The 16963-nt window shown below is 64.2% G+C and carries 15 protein-coding genes, 4 tRNA genes and 1 riboswitch; of the genes, 10 read left to right on the forward strand and 9 right to left on the reverse strand.

The features are described 5' to 3' along the window. The first annotated feature begins 95 nt into the window (after positions 1-95). Both hutH and PV760_RS21155 read left to right on the forward strand, forming a co-directional pair. A complete protein-coding gene (gene hutH / locus PV760_RS21150) occupies positions 96-1688 on the forward strand; it encodes a histidine ammonia-lyase (RefSeq protein WP_354628638.1) in 1593 nt (530 codons plus the stop codon). Between the two features lie 197 nt (positions 1689-1885). Beyond that, positions 1886-2134, forward strand: coding sequence for a hypothetical protein (locus PV760_RS21155; RefSeq protein WP_018780283.1), 249 nt, complete (start codon positions 1886-1888; stop codon positions 2132-2134). 105 nt (positions 2135-2239) lie between these two features. Here the strand turns inward: PV760_RS21155 and PV760_RS21160 are convergent, their stop codons facing one another. The 5 genes from PV760_RS21160 to PV760_RS21180 all read right to left on the reverse strand — a co-directional run bounded on the left by PV760_RS21160 (position 2240) and on the right by PV760_RS21180 (position 5797). Then, positions 2240-2461, reverse strand: a complete 222-nt coding sequence (locus PV760_RS21160) for a hypothetical protein (protein WP_018780282.1) — start codon at positions 2459-2461, stop codon at positions 2240-2242. Positions 2462-2653: 192 nt separating this feature from the next. Next, positions 2654-2727, reverse strand: a tRNA-Cys gene (locus PV760_RS21165). 84 nt (positions 2728-2811) lie between these two features. Then, a complete protein-coding gene (locus PV760_RS21170) occupies positions 2812-3273 on the reverse strand; it encodes a hypothetical protein (protein WP_354628639.1) in 462 nt (153 codons plus the stop codon). Between the two features lie 60 nt (positions 3274-3333). After that, positions 3334-4281, reverse strand: coding sequence for a formimidoylglutamase (gene hutG / locus PV760_RS21175; RefSeq protein WP_354628640.1), 948 nt, complete (start codon positions 4279-4281; stop codon positions 3334-3336). 73 nt (positions 4282-4354) lie between these two features. Continuing rightward, positions 4355-5797, reverse strand: coding sequence for an NCS2 family permease (locus tag PV760_RS21180; protein ID WP_018780279.1), 1443 nt, complete (start codon positions 5795-5797; stop codon positions 4355-4357). Between the two features lie 114 nt (positions 5798-5911). Here PV760_RS21180 and PV760_RS21185 point away from each other — a divergent pair, with 114 nt between their 5' ends. Both PV760_RS21185 and PV760_RS21190 read left to right on the forward strand, forming a co-directional pair. Beyond that, positions 5912-6544, forward strand: a complete 633-nt coding sequence (locus PV760_RS21185; RefSeq protein ID WP_079582508.1) for a copper resistance CopC family protein — start codon at positions 5912-5914, stop codon at positions 6542-6544. Between the two features lie 174 nt (positions 6545-6718). After that, positions 6719-6886, forward strand: a riboswitch (cyclic di-AMP (ydaO/yuaA leader). Positions 6887-6889: 3 nt separating this feature from the next. Continuing rightward, complete coding sequence (locus PV760_RS21190; RefSeq protein ID WP_018780277.1) at positions 6890-7681, forward strand: NlpC/P60 family protein; 792 nt, start codon at positions 6890-6892, stop codon at positions 7679-7681. A 104-nt stretch (positions 7682-7785) separates the two neighbouring features. Here the strand turns inward: PV760_RS21190 and PV760_RS21195 are convergent, their stop codons facing one another. Next, the gene (locus PV760_RS21195) at positions 7786-8466 is read right to left on the reverse strand and encodes an NAD(P)/FAD-dependent oxidoreductase (protein WP_018780276.1); all 681 of its coding nucleotides are present in this window, start codon (positions 8464-8466) and stop codon (positions 7786-7788) included. A 417-nt stretch (positions 8467-8883) separates the two neighbouring features. Between PV760_RS21195 and PV760_RS21200 the strand changes: the two genes are divergently transcribed. After that, positions 8884-9921, forward strand: coding sequence for a universal stress protein (locus tag PV760_RS21200; protein ID WP_018780274.1), 1038 nt, complete (start codon positions 8884-8886; stop codon positions 9919-9921). 20 nt (positions 9922-9941) lie between these two features. Next, positions 9942-12659, forward strand: a complete 2718-nt coding sequence (locus PV760_RS21205) for a PEP/pyruvate-binding domain-containing protein (RefSeq protein ID WP_354628641.1) — start codon at positions 9942-9944, stop codon at positions 12657-12659. 5 nt (positions 12660-12664) lie between these two features. On the opposite strand, the gene PV760_RS21210 is transcribed toward PV760_RS21205, so the two are convergent. Together PV760_RS21210 and PV760_RS21215 are read right to left on the reverse strand one after the other, a co-directional pair. Further along, positions 12665-13585: a cation diffusion facilitator family transporter gene (locus PV760_RS21210; RefSeq protein WP_018780272.1), complete on the reverse strand. Its 921-nt coding sequence runs from the start codon at positions 13583-13585 to the stop codon at positions 12665-12667. A gap of 10 nt (positions 13586-13595) precedes the next feature. After that, complete coding sequence (locus tag PV760_RS21215) at positions 13596-14057, reverse strand: metallopeptidase family protein (RefSeq protein ID WP_354628642.1); 462 nt, start codon at positions 14055-14057, stop codon at positions 13596-13598. Between the two features lie 90 nt (positions 14058-14147). Between PV760_RS21215 and PV760_RS21220 the strand changes: the two genes are divergently transcribed. Continuing rightward, positions 14148-15071 carry a carbohydrate kinase family protein gene (locus PV760_RS21220; RefSeq protein WP_018780270.1) on the forward strand — a complete coding sequence of 308 codons (924 nt, stop codon included), beginning with the start codon at positions 14148-14150 and terminating at the stop codon, positions 15069-15071. Between the two features lie 8 nt (positions 15072-15079). Here the strand turns inward: PV760_RS21220 and PV760_RS21225 are convergent, their stop codons facing one another. Next, positions 15080-16021, reverse strand: coding sequence for a DMT family transporter (locus PV760_RS21225; protein ID WP_039239386.1), 942 nt, complete (start codon positions 16019-16021; stop codon positions 15080-15082). 316 nt (positions 16022-16337) lie between these two features. Between PV760_RS21225 and PV760_RS21230 the strand changes: the two genes are divergently transcribed. The 3 genes from PV760_RS21230 to PV760_RS21240 all read left to right on the forward strand — a co-directional run bounded on the left by PV760_RS21230 (position 16338) and on the right by PV760_RS21240 (position 16690). Continuing rightward, a tRNA-Glu gene (locus PV760_RS21230) sits at positions 16338-16410 on the forward strand. Between the two features lie 84 nt (positions 16411-16494). After that, positions 16495-16568: transfer RNA gene (locus tag PV760_RS21235), tRNA-Asp, on the forward strand. A 46-nt stretch (positions 16569-16614) separates the two neighbouring features. Next, positions 16615-16690: transfer RNA gene (locus tag PV760_RS21240), tRNA-Phe, on the forward strand. Positions 16691-16963 lie beyond the last annotated feature (273 nt).

Raw genomic sequence — 16963 nt, forward strand, 5'->3', positions numbered from 1 at the left:
TCATCCGCCACGTCGACGCCGGCTACGACCGCGCCATCGACGTCGCCAACGAACGCGGCGTCCGCATCCCCATGAACGAGAAGTAGGCAACAAAAGTGACTATTACTACCCACGAACCCCTGACCGTCACCCTCGGCTCCAGCGGCGTGACCCCGGAAGACGTGGTCGCCGTCGCGCGCCACGACGCCAAGGTGACCATCTCCCAGGAAGCCCTGGACAACGTCGCCAAGGTCCGCGCCCACATCGATGACCTCGCTACCAGCGATGTCCCCGCCTACGGCATTTCCACGGGCTTCGGCGCCCTGGCCAACCGCCACATCCCCAACGACCTCCGCACGCAGCTGCAGAAGTCGCTGATCCGCAGCCACGCCGCCGGCATGGGCCCGGCCGTGGAACGCGAAGTGGTCCGCGGCATCATGTTCCTCCGCGCCAAGACCCTGGCATCGGGCCGCACCGGCGTCCGTCCGGTGGTCCTGCAGACCATGGTGGACGTCCTCAATGCAGGCATCACCCCGCTGGTCCGCGAGTTCGGTTCGCTCGGTTGCTCCGGCGACCTCGCACCGCTGTCCCACTGCGCGCTGGTCCTCATGGGTGAAGGTGAAGCAACGGGTCCCGACGGCGTGCTCTACGGCGTTGCCGGAAAGGCGCCCGTTGCAGAGCTGCTCGCGCAGCACGGCATCGAGCCCGTCACACTGGCTGAGAAGGAGGGTCTGGCCCTCGTCAACGGCACCGAAGGCATGCTTGGCATGCTGCTGATGGCCATCGCCGACATCCGCCTGTTGCTCGCGACGGCGGACGTCACCGCAGCGCTCAGCGTCGAGGCACTGCTGGGCACCGACCAGGTGTTCCTGCCGGAACTCCACGCAGCACTGCGTCCGCACCCCGGCCAGGCCGCCAGCGCCGACAACATGCTCCGTGTGCTGTCCAACTCGCCGATCGTTGCCTCCCACAGGATCAACGACACCAAGGTGCAGGACGCCTACTCGCTTCGTTGTGCCCCACAGGTTGCCGGCGCCGTCCGCGACACCGTGGACCACGCCGCGCTGGTGGCGTCCCGCGAACTTGCTGCCGCCATCGACAACCCCGTGGTCCTGCCCGACGGCCGCGTCACCTCCAACGGCAACTTCCACGGCGCCCCCGTGGCGTACGTCCTGGACTTCCTGGCCATCGCCGTCGCGGACCTCAGCTCCATCGCCGAGCGCCGCACGGACCGCATGCTGGACCCGGCCCGCTCGCACGGACTCCCGGCCTTCCTCGCCGGAGACCCCGGAGTGGACTCCGGCCTGATGATCGCCCAGTACACGCAGGCAGGCCTGGTCTCGGACAACAAGCGCTTGGCCGTTGCGGCATCGGTGGACTCCATCCCGAGCTCCGCCATGCAGGAAGACCACGTGTCCATGGGCTGGCACGCAGCCCGGAAGCTTCGCAAGGCCGTGGAGAACCTTCGCCGCGTGCTCGCCGTCGAACTCGTCACCAGCGCACGCGCCATTGATATGCGTACGCAGATGTCCGACGGTGAACTCACCCCGGGTCCTGCCGGCACGGCAGTACTTGAGGTGCTTCGCGAAGTGGTGCAGGGACCGGGAACCGACCGGTTCCTGTCGCCCGAACTCGAAGCGGCTGACCGTTTGGTTGGCTCCGGCGCGGTCCGTGCGGCCGCCGAATCCGCCGTCGGGATTTTGGCCTGACGTCGAATAAAACGCTCATTTCATGGGCAGATTTGTCACGCCCCGGTCTTTGTTCGCAACGCAGGCACCGGGGCGTGGCAAATGTAGTAGAACTTATGGTGTACGTCACGTCCACGCCGAAGATGTCGTGGGCTTGACGGTCAACCGTTCACAACTCAATACACAACAGAGAACATCCACAAAGGGGTAGAAGTTCAATGAAGGCACGCGGAGCAGTCCTGTCCAGGCGAAACGCTCACTCGGCTACGGTTTCCGATTGGAAGACGCTGAAGGCCGGCGACACGGTGGAAGTGGTCAAGTACGCCCACGTCATCGCAGCCGGTCGGGTTGAGGAGGTTTCCAGCAGCGGAAACGTTGTGTGGCTTGAGCACTCAGGGCCCGGCGTCACCGAAGAGGGCAAGGAATTGTTCATGAAGTCCGACGGCGTCACTCTCCGCCGGGCGTAGCTTAAACAGAAACCGGGGCTCGTCCCCTTCCGCGGGTAGTAGATGCGGAAGGGGACGGGCCCCGGTTTTTGGCGTCGCTGCCAGTGATGCCGTCAGGGGTGGCAATCAGGCAGCGAGTACTTCGTGGGTCTGACCGAAGGGAACGGATTCGTCCAGCGCCACGGTGTAGGTGCCGGGCTCGTGCCTGGTCACCAGAATGCCGCAGTTGGCGTCTGCCGCTGCGTTCTTGATCAATGCATCCACGGCTTGCTCGAGTCCATCGTGGATTTCGTCCGCCCTGGAAAAGGACAGACGGATTTCGCGTTCTGCAGTCATTGCAGGGGTCATTTGGGGGCCTCCTATTACTTGCCGCATGCGAGGGCGACCCATCAATCATAGTCGGAGCTTGCCCATTATTTGTAAGATGACTGGCAGCGGAGTGACCTGGGTCTCAGGCGCGCCGAGGCGGCAGTTAATGCCAATGTTTGGACTAAACACCCTCATTAACTGCCAACTCGGCGGACGATCGCCGGGACCGATTGGACGTGGTGGCGGGATTCGAACCCGCGTACGCTGCTTTGCAGGCAGCTCCCTGGCCTCTTGGGTACACCACGTGCAGTCGACACTAGGTGCGTGGGCCAGGGGCTTACAACATTCGTTGCGCAGGCTTTCGCAGGGCTACGCGGGCTTTCGCGCGGCTACGCAGTATTGCCCTTGGTTGCCGTCAATGACACGCGTTTGAGTAGTCCTGTGACCCCGGCAGCAACCACAAGAGTCAGGATGGCTGCGGCCATGTGCGTATAGAGCATGATGTGTGGCGAACCGCCGCTGAAGCCAGCCGCTGCCGGCGGATCACCTGGACCTGGTGCGGCGCTGTGGAGGTGCTCCACCCATCCACTCCCGGGGTAGTAACCGCCGAATGCAGCGAACCCAAAGTGCAGCAGTTGCTGCGCCACACCTGACACCAGCAGCAGGATCAATGGCCCGTGGACCCAGCGGGCCAGGAGTTGGGCCCCCAGGCAGGACAGTGCGGCGGAGCCAAGCAGAACGGGAAGGGCCGGAGCGCTGCCGCCCGCCGTCAGGTGCGCCGCCAGTCCCAGGCCGACGGCCAGCAGCCCGGAGACCCAGGCCCACTTGTCCTGCACAGGAACTGCGCGCATCGCCATCCTTCCCTCCACACAGGCTAAGCGGCGAAGGCCGGAGGGAAAAGGGGCGGGCGACTATCCCAGGAGCGTGTTCACCAAACGTGCTGCAACTTTCGCAGTCCGGGAATCAACGTCGAATTCCGGATTCAGTTCGGCGACATCAACGTGCAGCAACTTCCCGCTGGCGGCAACCTGCCGGCAAACCGCGCTGATCACGGGCAGCGGGACGCCATAGGCCGCAGGAGCGCTCACCCCGGGTGCCACCGAGGCCGGCATTACGTCGAGGTCGATCGTGAGGTACAGGACATCCACGCCAGCCAGGAAATCCGCTACAAAAACCTCCACGGCTTCCGGTGAGCATTGCTCGTCCAGCAGATACTTCACGCCCAGGCGTTGCGCCGTGTCAAAAAGGGTCCGGGTATTGTTCGGCTCGGAAATTCCGACGACGGCGTACTGCAGTTCGCGCCCGGCGGCGGCCTCCGCCCGGGCCATCTGAAGGAACGGCGTGCCCGAGCTCGGTGTGGGCTCATCCCTCAGGTCAAAGTGGGCATCAAGGTTCAGCACACCCAGCCGCTTGCCCTGGACCACGTCCGAGCCGGCGACGCCCAAGTAGCTGGCAAACGCGGTCTCGTGGCCTCCGCCCAGCACCACGGTGAGGTTACCGGCGTCGAGCAATCCCGAGATGGCATGGCCGGCGCGCTCCTGGCCCGCCTCCAGCGAGTCGCCCTCCACAACCACATCGCCGGCGTCGAACACGTCCCGTTCCAGGTGGTAAGCCAGCGGTCCCAGTGCCGAACGGATGGCGGCCGGCGCCGCGGCGGCACCCGTGCGGCCCTTGTTGCGTCGAACGCCGGCGTCACTGCAGAACCCAAGCACGACGGCGGGACGCGAGGCGGTGCTGGCCGCTGCGGGCGTGTGCGGGGTGACGGCCTGCCACCAGCGGCGGTGCGCAACGCCGTCGCCGTCGAAACGGCCGATCCACGGGGCGGGGCTGACATCTACAGTTACGGCGCGTGTTTCCATGCTTTAAGCAGACCGGACCCGGACTGCCAATACCAGCAGTTCCGGGTCCGGGGTGTCTGAAATACCGGAATGCCTACTTGACGCCCAGGAGTTCCTCAACGGTTCCGATGCCGAAGAAGAGCAGGAACGCAGCGGCCACAGCCCACATCAAGGGGTGGACTTCGCGGGCGCGGCCCTGGAAGGTGCGGATCAGCACGAACGAGATGAACCCGGCACCCAGGCCGTTGGCGATGGAGTACGTGAACGGCATCAAGGCGATGGTCAGGAACGCGGGAATCCCGACTCCCCAGTCCTGCCAGTCGATCTTCCCCACCTGGGACACCATCATGAAGCCCACAACCACCAGCGCGGGGGCCACGGCTTCGAATGGCACCAGGTTGATCAGCGGTGTGAAGAACATGGCAATGAGGAAGAGAACGCCGGTCACGATCGAGGCCAGGCCGGTGCGGGCACCCTCGCCGATGCCCGCGCCGGATTCAACGAAGATCTGGTTGGAGGAAACCGAGGCCCCGCCGCCGACGATGGCACCAAGGGCGTCCACCTGCAGCACGCGGTCCACGTTCGGGATGTTGCCGTCCTTGTCCACGGTTCCGGCCTCATTGGCCAGGCCCACCATGGTGCCCATGGCGTCGAAGAAGATGCTCAGCAGGATCACGAACGCCAGCAGCGCCGCGGCGATGAAGCCGAGGTGTTCGAAGGCCCCGAAGGGGTTGGCCTTGCCGATCAGGGAGAGGTCCGGAGCGCCCCACTCCGACAAAGTGGGGGCCACCAGGGACCAGCCACGGGGGTTGACGTTCTTGCCATCGAAGCTGGGGCCGATGTGGAGGGTGAATTCGAGGATCGCAGCCAGAGCGGTGGAGACCACGATGCCGATCAGGATGGCGCCTCGGACCTTGCGGACCACCAGGGCGATGGTCAGGATCAAACCGACGGCAAACACCAGAGTGGGCCAGCCCATGAGCTTCCCGTCAACACCGAGGCCCAGCGGAACAGTCGTGCCCGCAGCGTCCGGGATGCGCCGGACGAAACCGGCGTTCACCAGGCCGATCAGGGCAATGAACAAGCCGATGCCCACCACGATCGCCGTCTTCAACGCCTCCGGCACAGCCTTGAAAACCGCGGTGCGGAAGCCGGTGAGCACAAGGATGAGCATCGTGACACCGGAGAGGACAACAAGGCCCATCATGTCGGGCCAGGTCAGCTGCGGGTGCGAGGCCACGGTAACCGCGACGAACGCATTCACGCCCAGCCCGGTAGCCACAGCGAAGGGGTGCTTGGCCCAGGCGCCCATGAGGATGGTCAGGATGCCGGCGACGAACGCCGTGGTGGCTGCGACCGCGGTGAAGCCCAGGGAAGCTCCGCTGGAGTCTGCCCCCGAGAGGATCAGCGGGTTCAGCACAACGATGTAGCTCATGGCGAAGAATGTCGCGAAGCCGCCACGGATTTCCCTTGAGTACGTGGAGCCACGTTCGGAAATCTTGAAATAGCGGTCCACTGCAGAACCTTGTTTAAGCATGAAGGTCTCCGGGTATTGGGGGGAGTGTGCTCTCAAATCCTATGCCGTTGAATGTGGGAGCTTCGGACCATTCCCCTAGTCTGTAAGGAAGCCAACACTAGGAGAAACCGCCCCATGCGTACCATCCGCCCGCTTCTGGCCGCCGTCGTCGCCGCCCTTGCCTTCGCGTCTGCCCTGCTGTTTTCCGCGGCTCCGGCGTCCGCGCACGACGTCGCGGAATCCACAGCGCCGGCGAACGGTGCAACCGTGGCTGAAGTGCCGGCGTCGGTCTCCATTACGTTCAACAACCGGCCTCTGGCCATCGGATCGGGCGTCTCCGTAACCTCCGGCGGCGAGAACTGGGCAGACGGGCCGGTCGAGATCATCGACAGCCAGGCCGTGCAGAAGCTCCGGGCCGGCGCGCCGGCGGGGGAGTACACGGTGGTGTGGCGCGTTGTCAGCTCCGATTCGCACCCCATCGAGGGCACCTTCAAGTTCACGGCCACAGCGGGAAGCACGACGGCGGCAAGCGGCTCGGCCGCCCCCTCGGCGTCCGCTTCGGCCACCTCGGGAACGGTGCCGTCCGCGGGTACGGCGCCTCCGGGAACAGCCAGCAGTTCGCCCGCCGCAGATGCGTCCCAGCCGTTCCCCTGGAGCATTGTTGTCATTGCGGTTGTTGCGGTTGCGCTCGTGATCTTCCTTGCCGTTACAGCCCGCAGGAAACTTGCCGGCTCGGATGACGAAAACCGCCCGGAAGCCGCGGAATAGCGGGCTTTTCTACGTAGCTGCGAATATCTCGGTTCGGTTACCGCGACACGCCAAAGCCGCAGTCCTCGTTACTTAAATGTGACTTCGACGGGATCATCGCGTACGGTAGTACCTGTGCCTGTTCCACGTAGCGGGCACTTCCGGCCTGATTGCCTAGCTCTGCCGCAGTCCGGAATCCGTTCGCAGACAAACCTACGGCAGAGACGGGGAACCCATTTTGGGCCGCTTTCGAGCGTGCCTTGGGGTGAAGTCACGAAGCTTCCGCTGAACAGCGGGGGATAGTGGCCGGGTGACTCCCATCCGAATCCGACAGCTAACCTCGCAGGCATCGGGAGAGGCTCTTTCATGTCTTCACGCATTCTTCGCGGCCGTCGTAAGGCGGACAGCGTACGTCCTAATCCGTTCATCTCCATCTCCAAGGCAGTTGCCAGCAACGCTTCCGGCGCTGGCCGCCAGGCAGCTGTTATCGCAGCAGCTTCCGGACTCGTTCTGACCGGCTCTGTCGCTGCACACGCTGCAGAGGCTCCGGTCCAGCGCGATGCCAGCCCCGCCACGGTCGCCGAGACCGCTTCCGAGGCCCCCACCAAGGTTGTTACCGCTCTTTCTACGGCTACCGTCAACTTCGAGCGTCCGGCTGTTGCTTCCGTTGCAGCTCCGGTCATCGAAAAGCCGGCTCCTGTAGTTGAAGCCCCCGCTGCCAAGCCGGCTGCCGTTACCGCTGCCGCAGCTGCGGCTCCCGTAGCTGCCCAGGCTGCAGTTGCAGCTCCGGCCGCTGTTGCACCTGCTGCTGCTCCTGTAGCTGCTGCTCCCGCTGCCGGTGGCGTCAACGCTGCCATGGTTGCCTCGGCTTACGCCCAGATCGGCATCATGCAGGACTGCACCGCCATGGTTGAGCGGGCCCTCGGTTCCGCCGGCATTCCGGTTGGCGACCTCGCTCCCATGCAGTTCATGAACTACGGCAAGGTTGTCAGCGACCCGCAGCCGGGCGACATGATCGTCCAGTCCGGCCACGTCGCCATCTACATCGGCAACGGCCAGGCAATCAGCGGTGGCATCAACGGCAACCAGACGGGCATCCACCCGATCAGCTGGTTGACCGCTACTGGTCCCATCACGTACGTACGCGCTGGCGCATAAGCCTCACGCTTCAACGCAGAGGCCGGTGTCTCCGAAGCTCATCTTCGAGGACACCGGCCTTTGGCGTTTAAAATTCGTGTTGCGGCTGCCGTGAATGATGCCGGCTAGGCGATGGCGATGCCCGGGCCGCCCGGGAGCGCCACTTTGGTGGAGATTGCCTGGCCCACTGCCTTGGCTTGCCGCAGGACTTCCTTGGGGCTGGGCGTAATGAGCTCGCCCACGCCCACCAGGTGCATCCCCACTGCCCGCATCGCGGAGACCAGGTTCTGCCCGACGGCGATTCCAAGTTCGGCCAGCATGCGGCGCAGCTGGCTCTGGGCGCAGCGTGTGACCACAATATGGTCTGCCAGGAGAATCCCGTTGGCGGTGTGGACTGCCCACTGGCGCGGGGCGGATTCGAGGGGGCCAGAGGCATGGAGACCGCTCCGGGTCATGCTTGCGGCGAGCCCGTACCCGATGTGCTGGGTTGGGTCCGCGCCCAGGAAATCCAGGCGGACGGCCCTGGTGGTGCTGCGTACGTCCAGATGGTGGCTGGCCGCGTAATTGCGTAAGTGGCGGAGGATTTCGTTGCGTTCCTGGATGGACGCGGGATCGGTGACCTCGCAGCGTTGAAGCATGCCTGTGTGGACCGCCGGGCCGGTGGCTGACAGGGCACCGAAACCATCCACCACTATGGAGCCCACGCCGTAGCGGCTGAGTTCACTGGCAACTGCCAGGCCGGACAAGCCGGTTCCTATGACCACGGTGGTTGTGCGTTCCGTGCCGGAATCAGGCGCGTGTGACACTGCTTGGTTCCTCCTTGACGTGTGTGCCTTGCGGCATCGCGTGGGATCGCGTCCGAGTTCCCCAAGCGGCCGCAAATAAATGGCCGGAGTGTGCTGTAGGACACGTTCGCCGGCCATTCGGTGACTCGAACACTACCGAACTTTTTCGCGCATGGATAGCCTTCCCTGACAGCGTGTTCCGTGTGTTCATCAGCAGCACAAAAACGGGGTCCGGAAACCGAGCCCCGACCGTTATACACATACAGCCGAGCCACCTTGATTCGGCCCTGCCGACCGAGAATAGTGGGCATTGGACAGGGAAATTCCGGATTTCCCTGCCCCTGGCCATTGACAATCGAGCCCTCGAGGAATCCGATGCGGAAAACCTCTGGCAGAATGGCCGGAACATCAAGCAGTAGGTGGAGAGGCGGGCCCCAAATGGACCAGCACGGCAGACACAGTGAAGAGCCACAGGACGGCGAGGGCCTGACAGTGGCACCGGGCGGCATCGTCGTGGGAGTGGACGGCTCGGAACACGGGCAGTGCGCCCTGGTGTGGGCAGCACGTGAGGCCGAACGCAGGCAGCTTCCGCTGCACATCGTCACGGCGTACTCGGTTCCTATTTTCGCCGCCTCAGGACTCGACGGCGGATACGCCACCGTGGACGATTCGGTCATTCGCGAGGGCGCGGAAGCCATTGTCAAGCAGGCCATGGACAAGGTCGCCCGATACTCCATCGACGTTGATGCTTCCGTCGAAAACGGCGACGCAGCAGGCGTGCTGCTGGATCTTTCCGCAGAGGCAGCGCTGCTGGTTTTCGGAAGCCGTGGCCGCGGCGGTTTCGTAGGTCGTCTGCTGGGTTCAGTCAGCAGCGCCTTGCCCGCCCATGCCAAGTGCCCCACAGTAACTGTCCCGCTCTATTGCGCTGACCGCCTCGGCGAGAATACCGAGGACAAACACATCAAGGCCGAGCACGCCAAGGCCGGCCCCCGCATCGTGGAAAACGTGGTTGCAGTGGGCGTGGACGGCTCGGAGCAGGCGCGGGTCGCTGTGCTCGAAGCAGCTGAGCAGGCCCAACGCATGGGAGCCAAGCTCCGTGTCATTTGCGCTGTCCCGCAGTACAGCGGTTCCCTGGCCTGGGTCCCCGCTCCCTTGGACCGGGACGCCTTGTTTGCCGATATCAAGGTTCAGCTGGACGCGGGGGTTGCCTGGCTGCAGAGCCATTTCCCGCAACTGACCATCGAGACGGACCTCAGGGACGGCTCGCCTGTTGACGTTCTGGTGGAAACCAGCCGCAGCGTGGAATTGGTGGTTTTGGGCACCCGTGGCCGCGGTGGGTTTGCGGGCATGCTGTTGGGATCCACATCGGATGGCGTCCTGCACCATGCGAAAGGACCCGTGTTGGTTGTTCCGGACCGCGAGGATCCCCGTCTGGCAGACCGCGACAAGTTTGGTCCGATGCTCGGCGCGGTGTAGGAAAAGGCGCAGGAAAAGGGATGCCGGTGTTCACGCTGCAGCTCACGGATATTCGTGGACCCATGCTTCCCGAGGTGGGTGGCAAAGCAGCGAACCTCGGCGAGCTTGCAGGCGCCGGCTTACCCGTGCCGCCAGGCTTTTGCCTGACCACGGATGCATATCGGCGTGCGCTGTCATCGAGCGGCCTGGGTGACATTTGTGCGGCCCTGGAATCGACAAGCACGGTTGACCTTACAGGGCTGAACCGGTTGGCCGGGCGGGCCCGTTCCCTGGTCCTCGACGCCGGGGTCCCGGCCGACATCGCTGAAGCAGTGCGGTCCGCCTATGACGCCCTGGGCAGGAACGTCCCCGTCGCTGTCAGGTCCTCGGCAACAGCCGAAGACCTTCCCTTCGCGAGTTTCGCCGGCCAACAGGACACTTACCTGAACGTGGTGGGCGCGGACTCTGTCCTGGATGCCGTGAGCCGCTGCTGGGCTTCCTTGTGGACTGACAGGGCGGTGACGTACCGGGCTACCAACGGCATTGAGCATGCTGGTGCCGCCCTGGCTGTCGTTGTCCAGGAGATGGTCGATTCGACGGCTGCCGGTGTTATGTTCACGGCCAATCCCGTGACGGGCAAGAGGCACGAGACAGTGATCGACGCGAGCCCCGGTCTGGGGGAGGCCGTGGTATCCGGCGCCGTGAATCCGGATCAGTACGTTGTTGATATGGCCGGCGGTGCCATTGTGAAACGCACCCTGGGGGACCGGCGGGTGGAGATCCATGCCGTGCCGGGCGGCGGCACGCAACGGACCCAACGGTCACGCAACGAAAGTCCGGGGGACCCGGAAGGCGCCCGGGATGCAGCTGTTCAACAGTGTCTCAGTGACCGGCAGATCAAGGAGCTGGCCGAACTTGGCCGCTTGGTGGAGAGACACTATGGAGCTCCACAGGACACCGAGTGGGCCATGGATCCCAACGGAAAACTGTGGCTGACCCAGGCCAGGCCCATCACCACCCTTTACCCGCAAACCACCCGCACCCCACCGGTCCCTGGCATCCACGCCTTTCTGAATTTCAGCCTCGCGCAGGGCCTCACACGGCCGCTGACGCCCATGGGTTTGGCCGGGATCCGCCTCATAGCCTCCTGTGTTGCCAAAACGGCGGGCTTTGCCGTCCCGGATCCCCGGTCAGGACCCTCGCCCTATTACGAGGCTGGCCAGCGCATCTTCTTTGATCTCACCCCGGTATTGCGGAGCCGGGTCGGGCGGAAGATCGTGCCCCGGGTCTTCGATGTCATGGAAGCCCGGTCCGCCATGCTGATGCGGAGTTTGTTCGATGACCCCCGCTTTTCGGTGACCATCAAAACGCCGCTGAAACTCATCCGCCACGTGGCTCCAGTTGCTGCAAAATACCGCGTCCCCGAGTCGTTGCTCCGGGGTCTGTTCCGTCCGGAGGCGGCCTTGGAACGGGTAGAGCGCCACAGTTCTGAACTCCGCAAAGCCATAGCCGTCCCCGGGGAAGCCACCGCCCATCAACGGGTAGCCCACGTGCAAAGAATCCTGGGTTCGGAGCTCTTCGCCACCGTCCCGCAAATCCTGCCATTGCCGGCGCTCGGCTTTGCCCTGCTGGCGCTCGTAGGCCGGATACTCGGCGACCAAGCATCCTACGCTGAACTGCAGACCGTGATCCGCGGGCTGCCCAACAACGTCACCACTGAAATGGACCTGGCCCTGTGGCAGCTCGCCTCGCAGATCAGGGAAGATGACGACGCCGCTGCCTCCATGGCTGGCCAAACGGCGGTAGCGCTGCTGGAACGGTACAGGGACGAGGGGTTGCCTGCCATTGCCCAATCCGGCCTCGATGGGTTCCTGCGCGCCTACGGGCACCGGGCCGTGGCTGAAATCGACCTTGGCATGCCCCGGTGGGGAGACGATCCCACCCACATTCTTGGCGTCCTGGCCAATTACCTGAGACTGCAGCCCGGTGCGGGGGCTCCCGACGAGCAGTTCCGCAGGGCAGCTGAAGAGGCCGAAGAACAGGTGGCGAAGTTCATCGCCCGGGCCCGGGCCATCAGTCCGCTCCACGCAGTGGTGGTCCGCGCAGCGCTGGACCGAACGCGCAGGTTCGCTGGTCTGCGCGAGTTGCCCAAATACAACCTCGTGCTGGGCCTCGCCGTGGCCCGGCAACAACTGCTTTTGGTGGGAAGCGAACTGGCAGCATCACATCGGATCGGGCGCCCGGAGGACATCTGCTTCCTGGATCTGGACGGGGTGGAAAATGCGCTTGCGGGGCAGGATTTCCGCGAGGAAATTGCACAACACAGGGCGGCCTACGAACACGAACTCCGGCGCAGGCACATTCCCCGGGTGCTGCTCTCCGACGGCACGGAGCCGGAAGCGACGGCTGCGGGCGACGCCGATCCGCGCCCGGGAACATTGTCCGGCAGCCCGGCGTCGACGGGTCTGGTGAGCGCGCCTGCGCGCGTCATCATGGACCCGGTCGGGGCACATCTGGAGCCGGGTGAGATCCTCGTGGCTCCGTCCACGGATCCCGGGTGGACCCCGCTGTTCCTCACAGCGGGAGGCCTGGTCATGGAGATGGGCGGGCCAAACTCGCACGGCGCCGTGGTGGCACGCGAGTACGGGATCCCTGCGGTCGTCGGCGTCCCGGACGCAACCATCCGGCTACGTACGGGCCAGCGCATCACCGTGGACGGTGCAGCGGGGACAGTCAGTACGGAAGACCCGGACGGCTGAGCTTTTCAGGCGTGCTGGTGCGATTCGTGCTCGGAATGGCTGACGGGCTCCAGTTGGAACGTGCAGTGCTCGGTGTCGAAGTGCCGGCCAAGGCAGGAGCCCAGCTGGTCCAGGATGCTGTCCGCGCCAGTGGCATTGAGCACCTCATCCTGCACCACCACGTGGGCGGAGAACACCGGTACGCCGGAAGTGATGGTCCAGATGTGGATGTCGTGTGCTTCCACCACACCGTCCACGGCCATGATGTGCTCGCGGATCATGTTCACGTCCACGCCCTTGGGGGTGGCTTCAAGAAGTACGTCCACCACGTCGCGGAGCAGATGCCATGCACGGGGAATGATCATCAGGGCGATGAGGACCGAGGCGATGGGGTCGGCAGCCGAGAACCCGGTGGTCATGATCACGATTGCTGCCACGATGACCGCGATGGAGCCCAGGAGGTCGCCCAGCACCTCAAGGTAGGCGCCGCGGACGTTGAGGCTTTCCTTTTGCGCTCCCTGCAGGATGAGGAGGGAAACCAGGTTGGCGACGGCGCCCAGGACTGCAGCCCACAGCATTACGCCGGTCTGGATTTCGGTGGCTTCGCCGAACCGACGGATCGCTTCGATCATGATCACTACGGCGATCACAATGAGGATCAGAGCGTTGGCCAAGGCAGCCAAAACCTCTGCGCGCTGGTATCCGTAGGTCCGCAGATCGCTGGCCGGGCGGGTGGCAATCCATGCGGCCATGAGCGCAATGAAGACACCTGCAGCGTCGGAGAGCATGTGCCCGGCATCCGCCAGCAGCGCCAGGGAACCGGAAACGACGGCACCGACCACTTGGATGCCCACGACGCCCAAGGTGATGCCCAGGACGGCGATCAGGCGTTTGCGGTGCTTTCCGGTTGCGGTAACGCCGTGCGAGTGGTTGTGATCATGCCCCATGCATACAAGGCTAGCCCCAGCCGAGCTCGTGCAAGCGATCGTCATCTATCCCGAAGTGGTGTGCGATCTCGTGAACCACGGTGATGGCAACCTCATCGATGACTTCCTGGCGGCTGCCGCAGATATCCAGGATGGGCTGGCGGAAGATGGTGATGCGGTCCGGCAGGGAGCCCGCATCCCACCAGGAATCCCGTTCCGTCAGCGGCACGCCCTCGTACAGTCCCAACAACACTGTGTCCGGGTTTTCCCCCGGCTGCGGGGTGTAGGCGTCCTCAATGAAAATTGCCACGTTGTCCATGGCACGGGCGGCTTTGGCCGGAATCAGCTGCAGGGCGTCGCTGACGGCTTCTTCAAACTCCTCGGGTGACATTTGGAAGGGCGGCCTGTGCGGCGCGTTCCGGTCCGGCAGCGGCGAAGAGGGACGCTCGCCGTCGGGAACGATGGGAAGTCCGGGAGGAAGATTCGCGGGCATGACTCGACTTTAGTCCGCCACGGCTGTATTAGCGCCCCATGTCATGAGGGATACTGATCTCAGTCCCTTTCCGATAGACACAGGAACCGCATGACTTCCACCGCTTCCCCCATGTCTGAACCCCTCGACGTCGTCGTTGTGGGCGAGGCGCTGATCGACATCGTGCAGTCGCCCGACGGCCAGGCCGAATACCCCGGCGGTTCGCCGACCAACGTTGCTTACGGGTTGGGCCGGCTGGATGTGAAAGCCGGTCTTTTGACGGCGATCGGCCGGGACCCCCGAGGTGACGCCATCGCAGCGCACCTCCAGAGCGCGGGGGTGGTGCTGCTGCCCGGGTCCCAGTCCATGGGAAAGACCGCGACGGCGACAGCCAGGATCGCTGCCGACGGTTCGGCCGCTTACACCTTCGACATTGAGTGGGCCCTGGCCCCCTTGGCGCTGCCGTATGCGCCGCGCATCCTGCACACCGGTTCCATTGCTACGTTCCTTGAGCCCGGCGCGGGAGTGGTTCGGAGCTTGTTGGAGCAGGCGCAGGGAGGCTGCATGGTCACCTACGATCCCAACATCCGCACCGATCTCCTGGGCAGCCATCACGAAGCACTTGCCCTCTTTGAGGAAATTGTGCCGCTGACGGATGTCGTGAGGATGAGTGCCTCGGACGCCCACTGGCTCTACCCGGGCAAGGCACTGGAGGATATCGCGAGCCATCTTCTGACGCTGGGTACCACCCTGGCGGTCATGACTGAGGGTGCGAAGGGCTCGTTGATGGCCACGCGCCACTTTCAGCTCCGGGTCCGCGCCGTGCCGTCCACCGTGGCGGACACCATTGGCGCGGGCGATTCCTACATGTCGGCGCTCATCATGGGCCTTTTGTTGCGTGGCAGCGACGGGCTGGCGCCAACCGTGCTGGAGCGGATCGGCAGCATCGCGTCGATGGCAGCCGCCATCACTGTCGGGCGTCCGGGGGCCAACCCGCCCACGCACCGTGAACTCCTGGCAGAGATGGCCCGCTAGCGGCAGGTTCAGCTGGTCCGACGCCGTGTGAGCCCAACGCCCACCAGGCACACCACTCCACCGATCAAGCCCCAGATGGTTGGTACTTCCTGAAGGACGGCCCAAGAGATCAGGATCGTTGTTCCCGGCACCAGATATGTCGTGGCAGCCAGTTTGCCGGCCGAGATCAGCGACAGGGCGTACGCCCACGTGGTGAAGGCGATGGCGGTGGGGAAGATGCCCAAGTACACCAGGCCGAGCGTGGCCGGAAGAGGCGCTGCCTGGACTTCGGTCACCAACTGACCTGCCCACGGCAGGCAGCAAAGCGCTCCGACCATGATGCCGAACCACGTTGCCTGGCCTGCTGAGAATTTCCGTAGCACGGGCTTTTGCAGGATTGCGCTCACTGAGGCGAGCACAGCAGCGAGGAGGCACAACAGCACTCCGGCGACATCCGCCGTCGAACGTTGCCCCGAACCCAAGGCGATCATCGCCACACCGCAGAAAGCCACCCCGCTGCCGATCAGCAGCCACCGCGGGAAGCCCTCCTTGAGGAAGATTCCCGCCAGGATGGCGATGAGGATGGGCGAGACGTTGATCAGCATGGCGCTGGTGCCGGCGTCGAGCATGTGTTCCGCGGCGTTCAGGGCGACGTTGTAGCCGCCGAACCACATCACCCCGTAGGCCACGATCGGAAGCCACTCCCGGCCTTTCGGCCAGACCTTCAGCGTCGGCAGCACCACAATGCCGAGAACGACGGCGGCAACCGCCAAACGCCCGAGCGTCAACGACCCGGGGGAGAAGCTGGGGCCGACCGCCCGGATGCCCACGAATGCGGATGCCCACAGGACAACGGTAACGATGACCGCAGCGATGCCCAGTTTGCTGATGGCCGCTCCCGGCGCGGGGGTGGTGCGCGGGGGCAGGCTCGGGGATGGCTGGCCGGGTTCGGCCGGGGAAGTGGTTGTCATGTGCCAAATCTATCGGGGCATCGGCCGGGACGGCTGGCGGTTTTCGGACGCGTCAGGGCAAGATCCTGCCAATGTTCGCGTGCCTCCGTTCTCGGGTCTCGCGAGGGGTGACCTTTCGACTCTTAGGAAGCCTCCAAAAGGGTGGGATCCAACCCCTCGGCGCGTTCGCGAGCGGGGGCCCGGGATGGTCCTCCAACCTCGATTTGGGAATATCGGCATCTATGCTCTAAAGTTTTAGAGTCCAGTTCGGACGAGCGAGACACGGAAAGAACGCGTAAAGCGTCCCTTTTCTTTGCAAAATCCGAATTGAGTTCAGGCCCCCATCGTCTAGCGGCCTAGGACACCGCCCTTTCACGGCGGCGGCACGGGTTCGAATCCCGTTGGGGGTACGCAAGGAAGTGGTAAATCGGACTGAAAAAGTCTGGTAAGCTAGAAGCCTTGAAAAAAACGCGGTAGAGATACTGCAAACGCAAGGCCCTGTAGCGCAGTTGGTTAGCGCGCCGCCCTGTCACGGCGGAGGTCGCGGGTTCAAGTCCCGTCAGGGTCGCTCTGAGCGCCGAAGAAATTCGGTTCTCAAGGTGACATGTCACCTAGGCTCTGTAGCTCAGTTGGTAGAGCGTTCGACTGAAAATCGAAAGGTCACCGGATCGACGCCGGTCGGAGCCACCACTGGGAAGCATCAGTTCTTTGGAACTGGTGCTTTTCTTCTTTTAAGGCCCAGGATCTCCGTTGAAGACGCGGCTTCCCCGTCCCCCCGTACCGTTGCCACCCACTTTGAAACTGTGAGGGATCCAACACACCGTGTTGGATGTGTTGCCGGGCTGTCCGCCCTCAACTTGGGTGGTGGGGGTACAGGGGTTTCCGCAAACTTCGACGTCGGCACCTGGGTGGTGTGGCTTTGTGACCTTGTTTGAGGCCGTTGAGCGCGCTTTTCCCGCGGTT

The sequence above is a fragment of the Paenarthrobacter sp. CC6 genome, from assembly GCF_040560085.1.
In the GTDB taxonomy this organism is placed as follows: Bacteria; Actinomycetota; Actinomycetes; order Actinomycetales; family Micrococcaceae; genus Arthrobacter; species Arthrobacter nicotinovorans.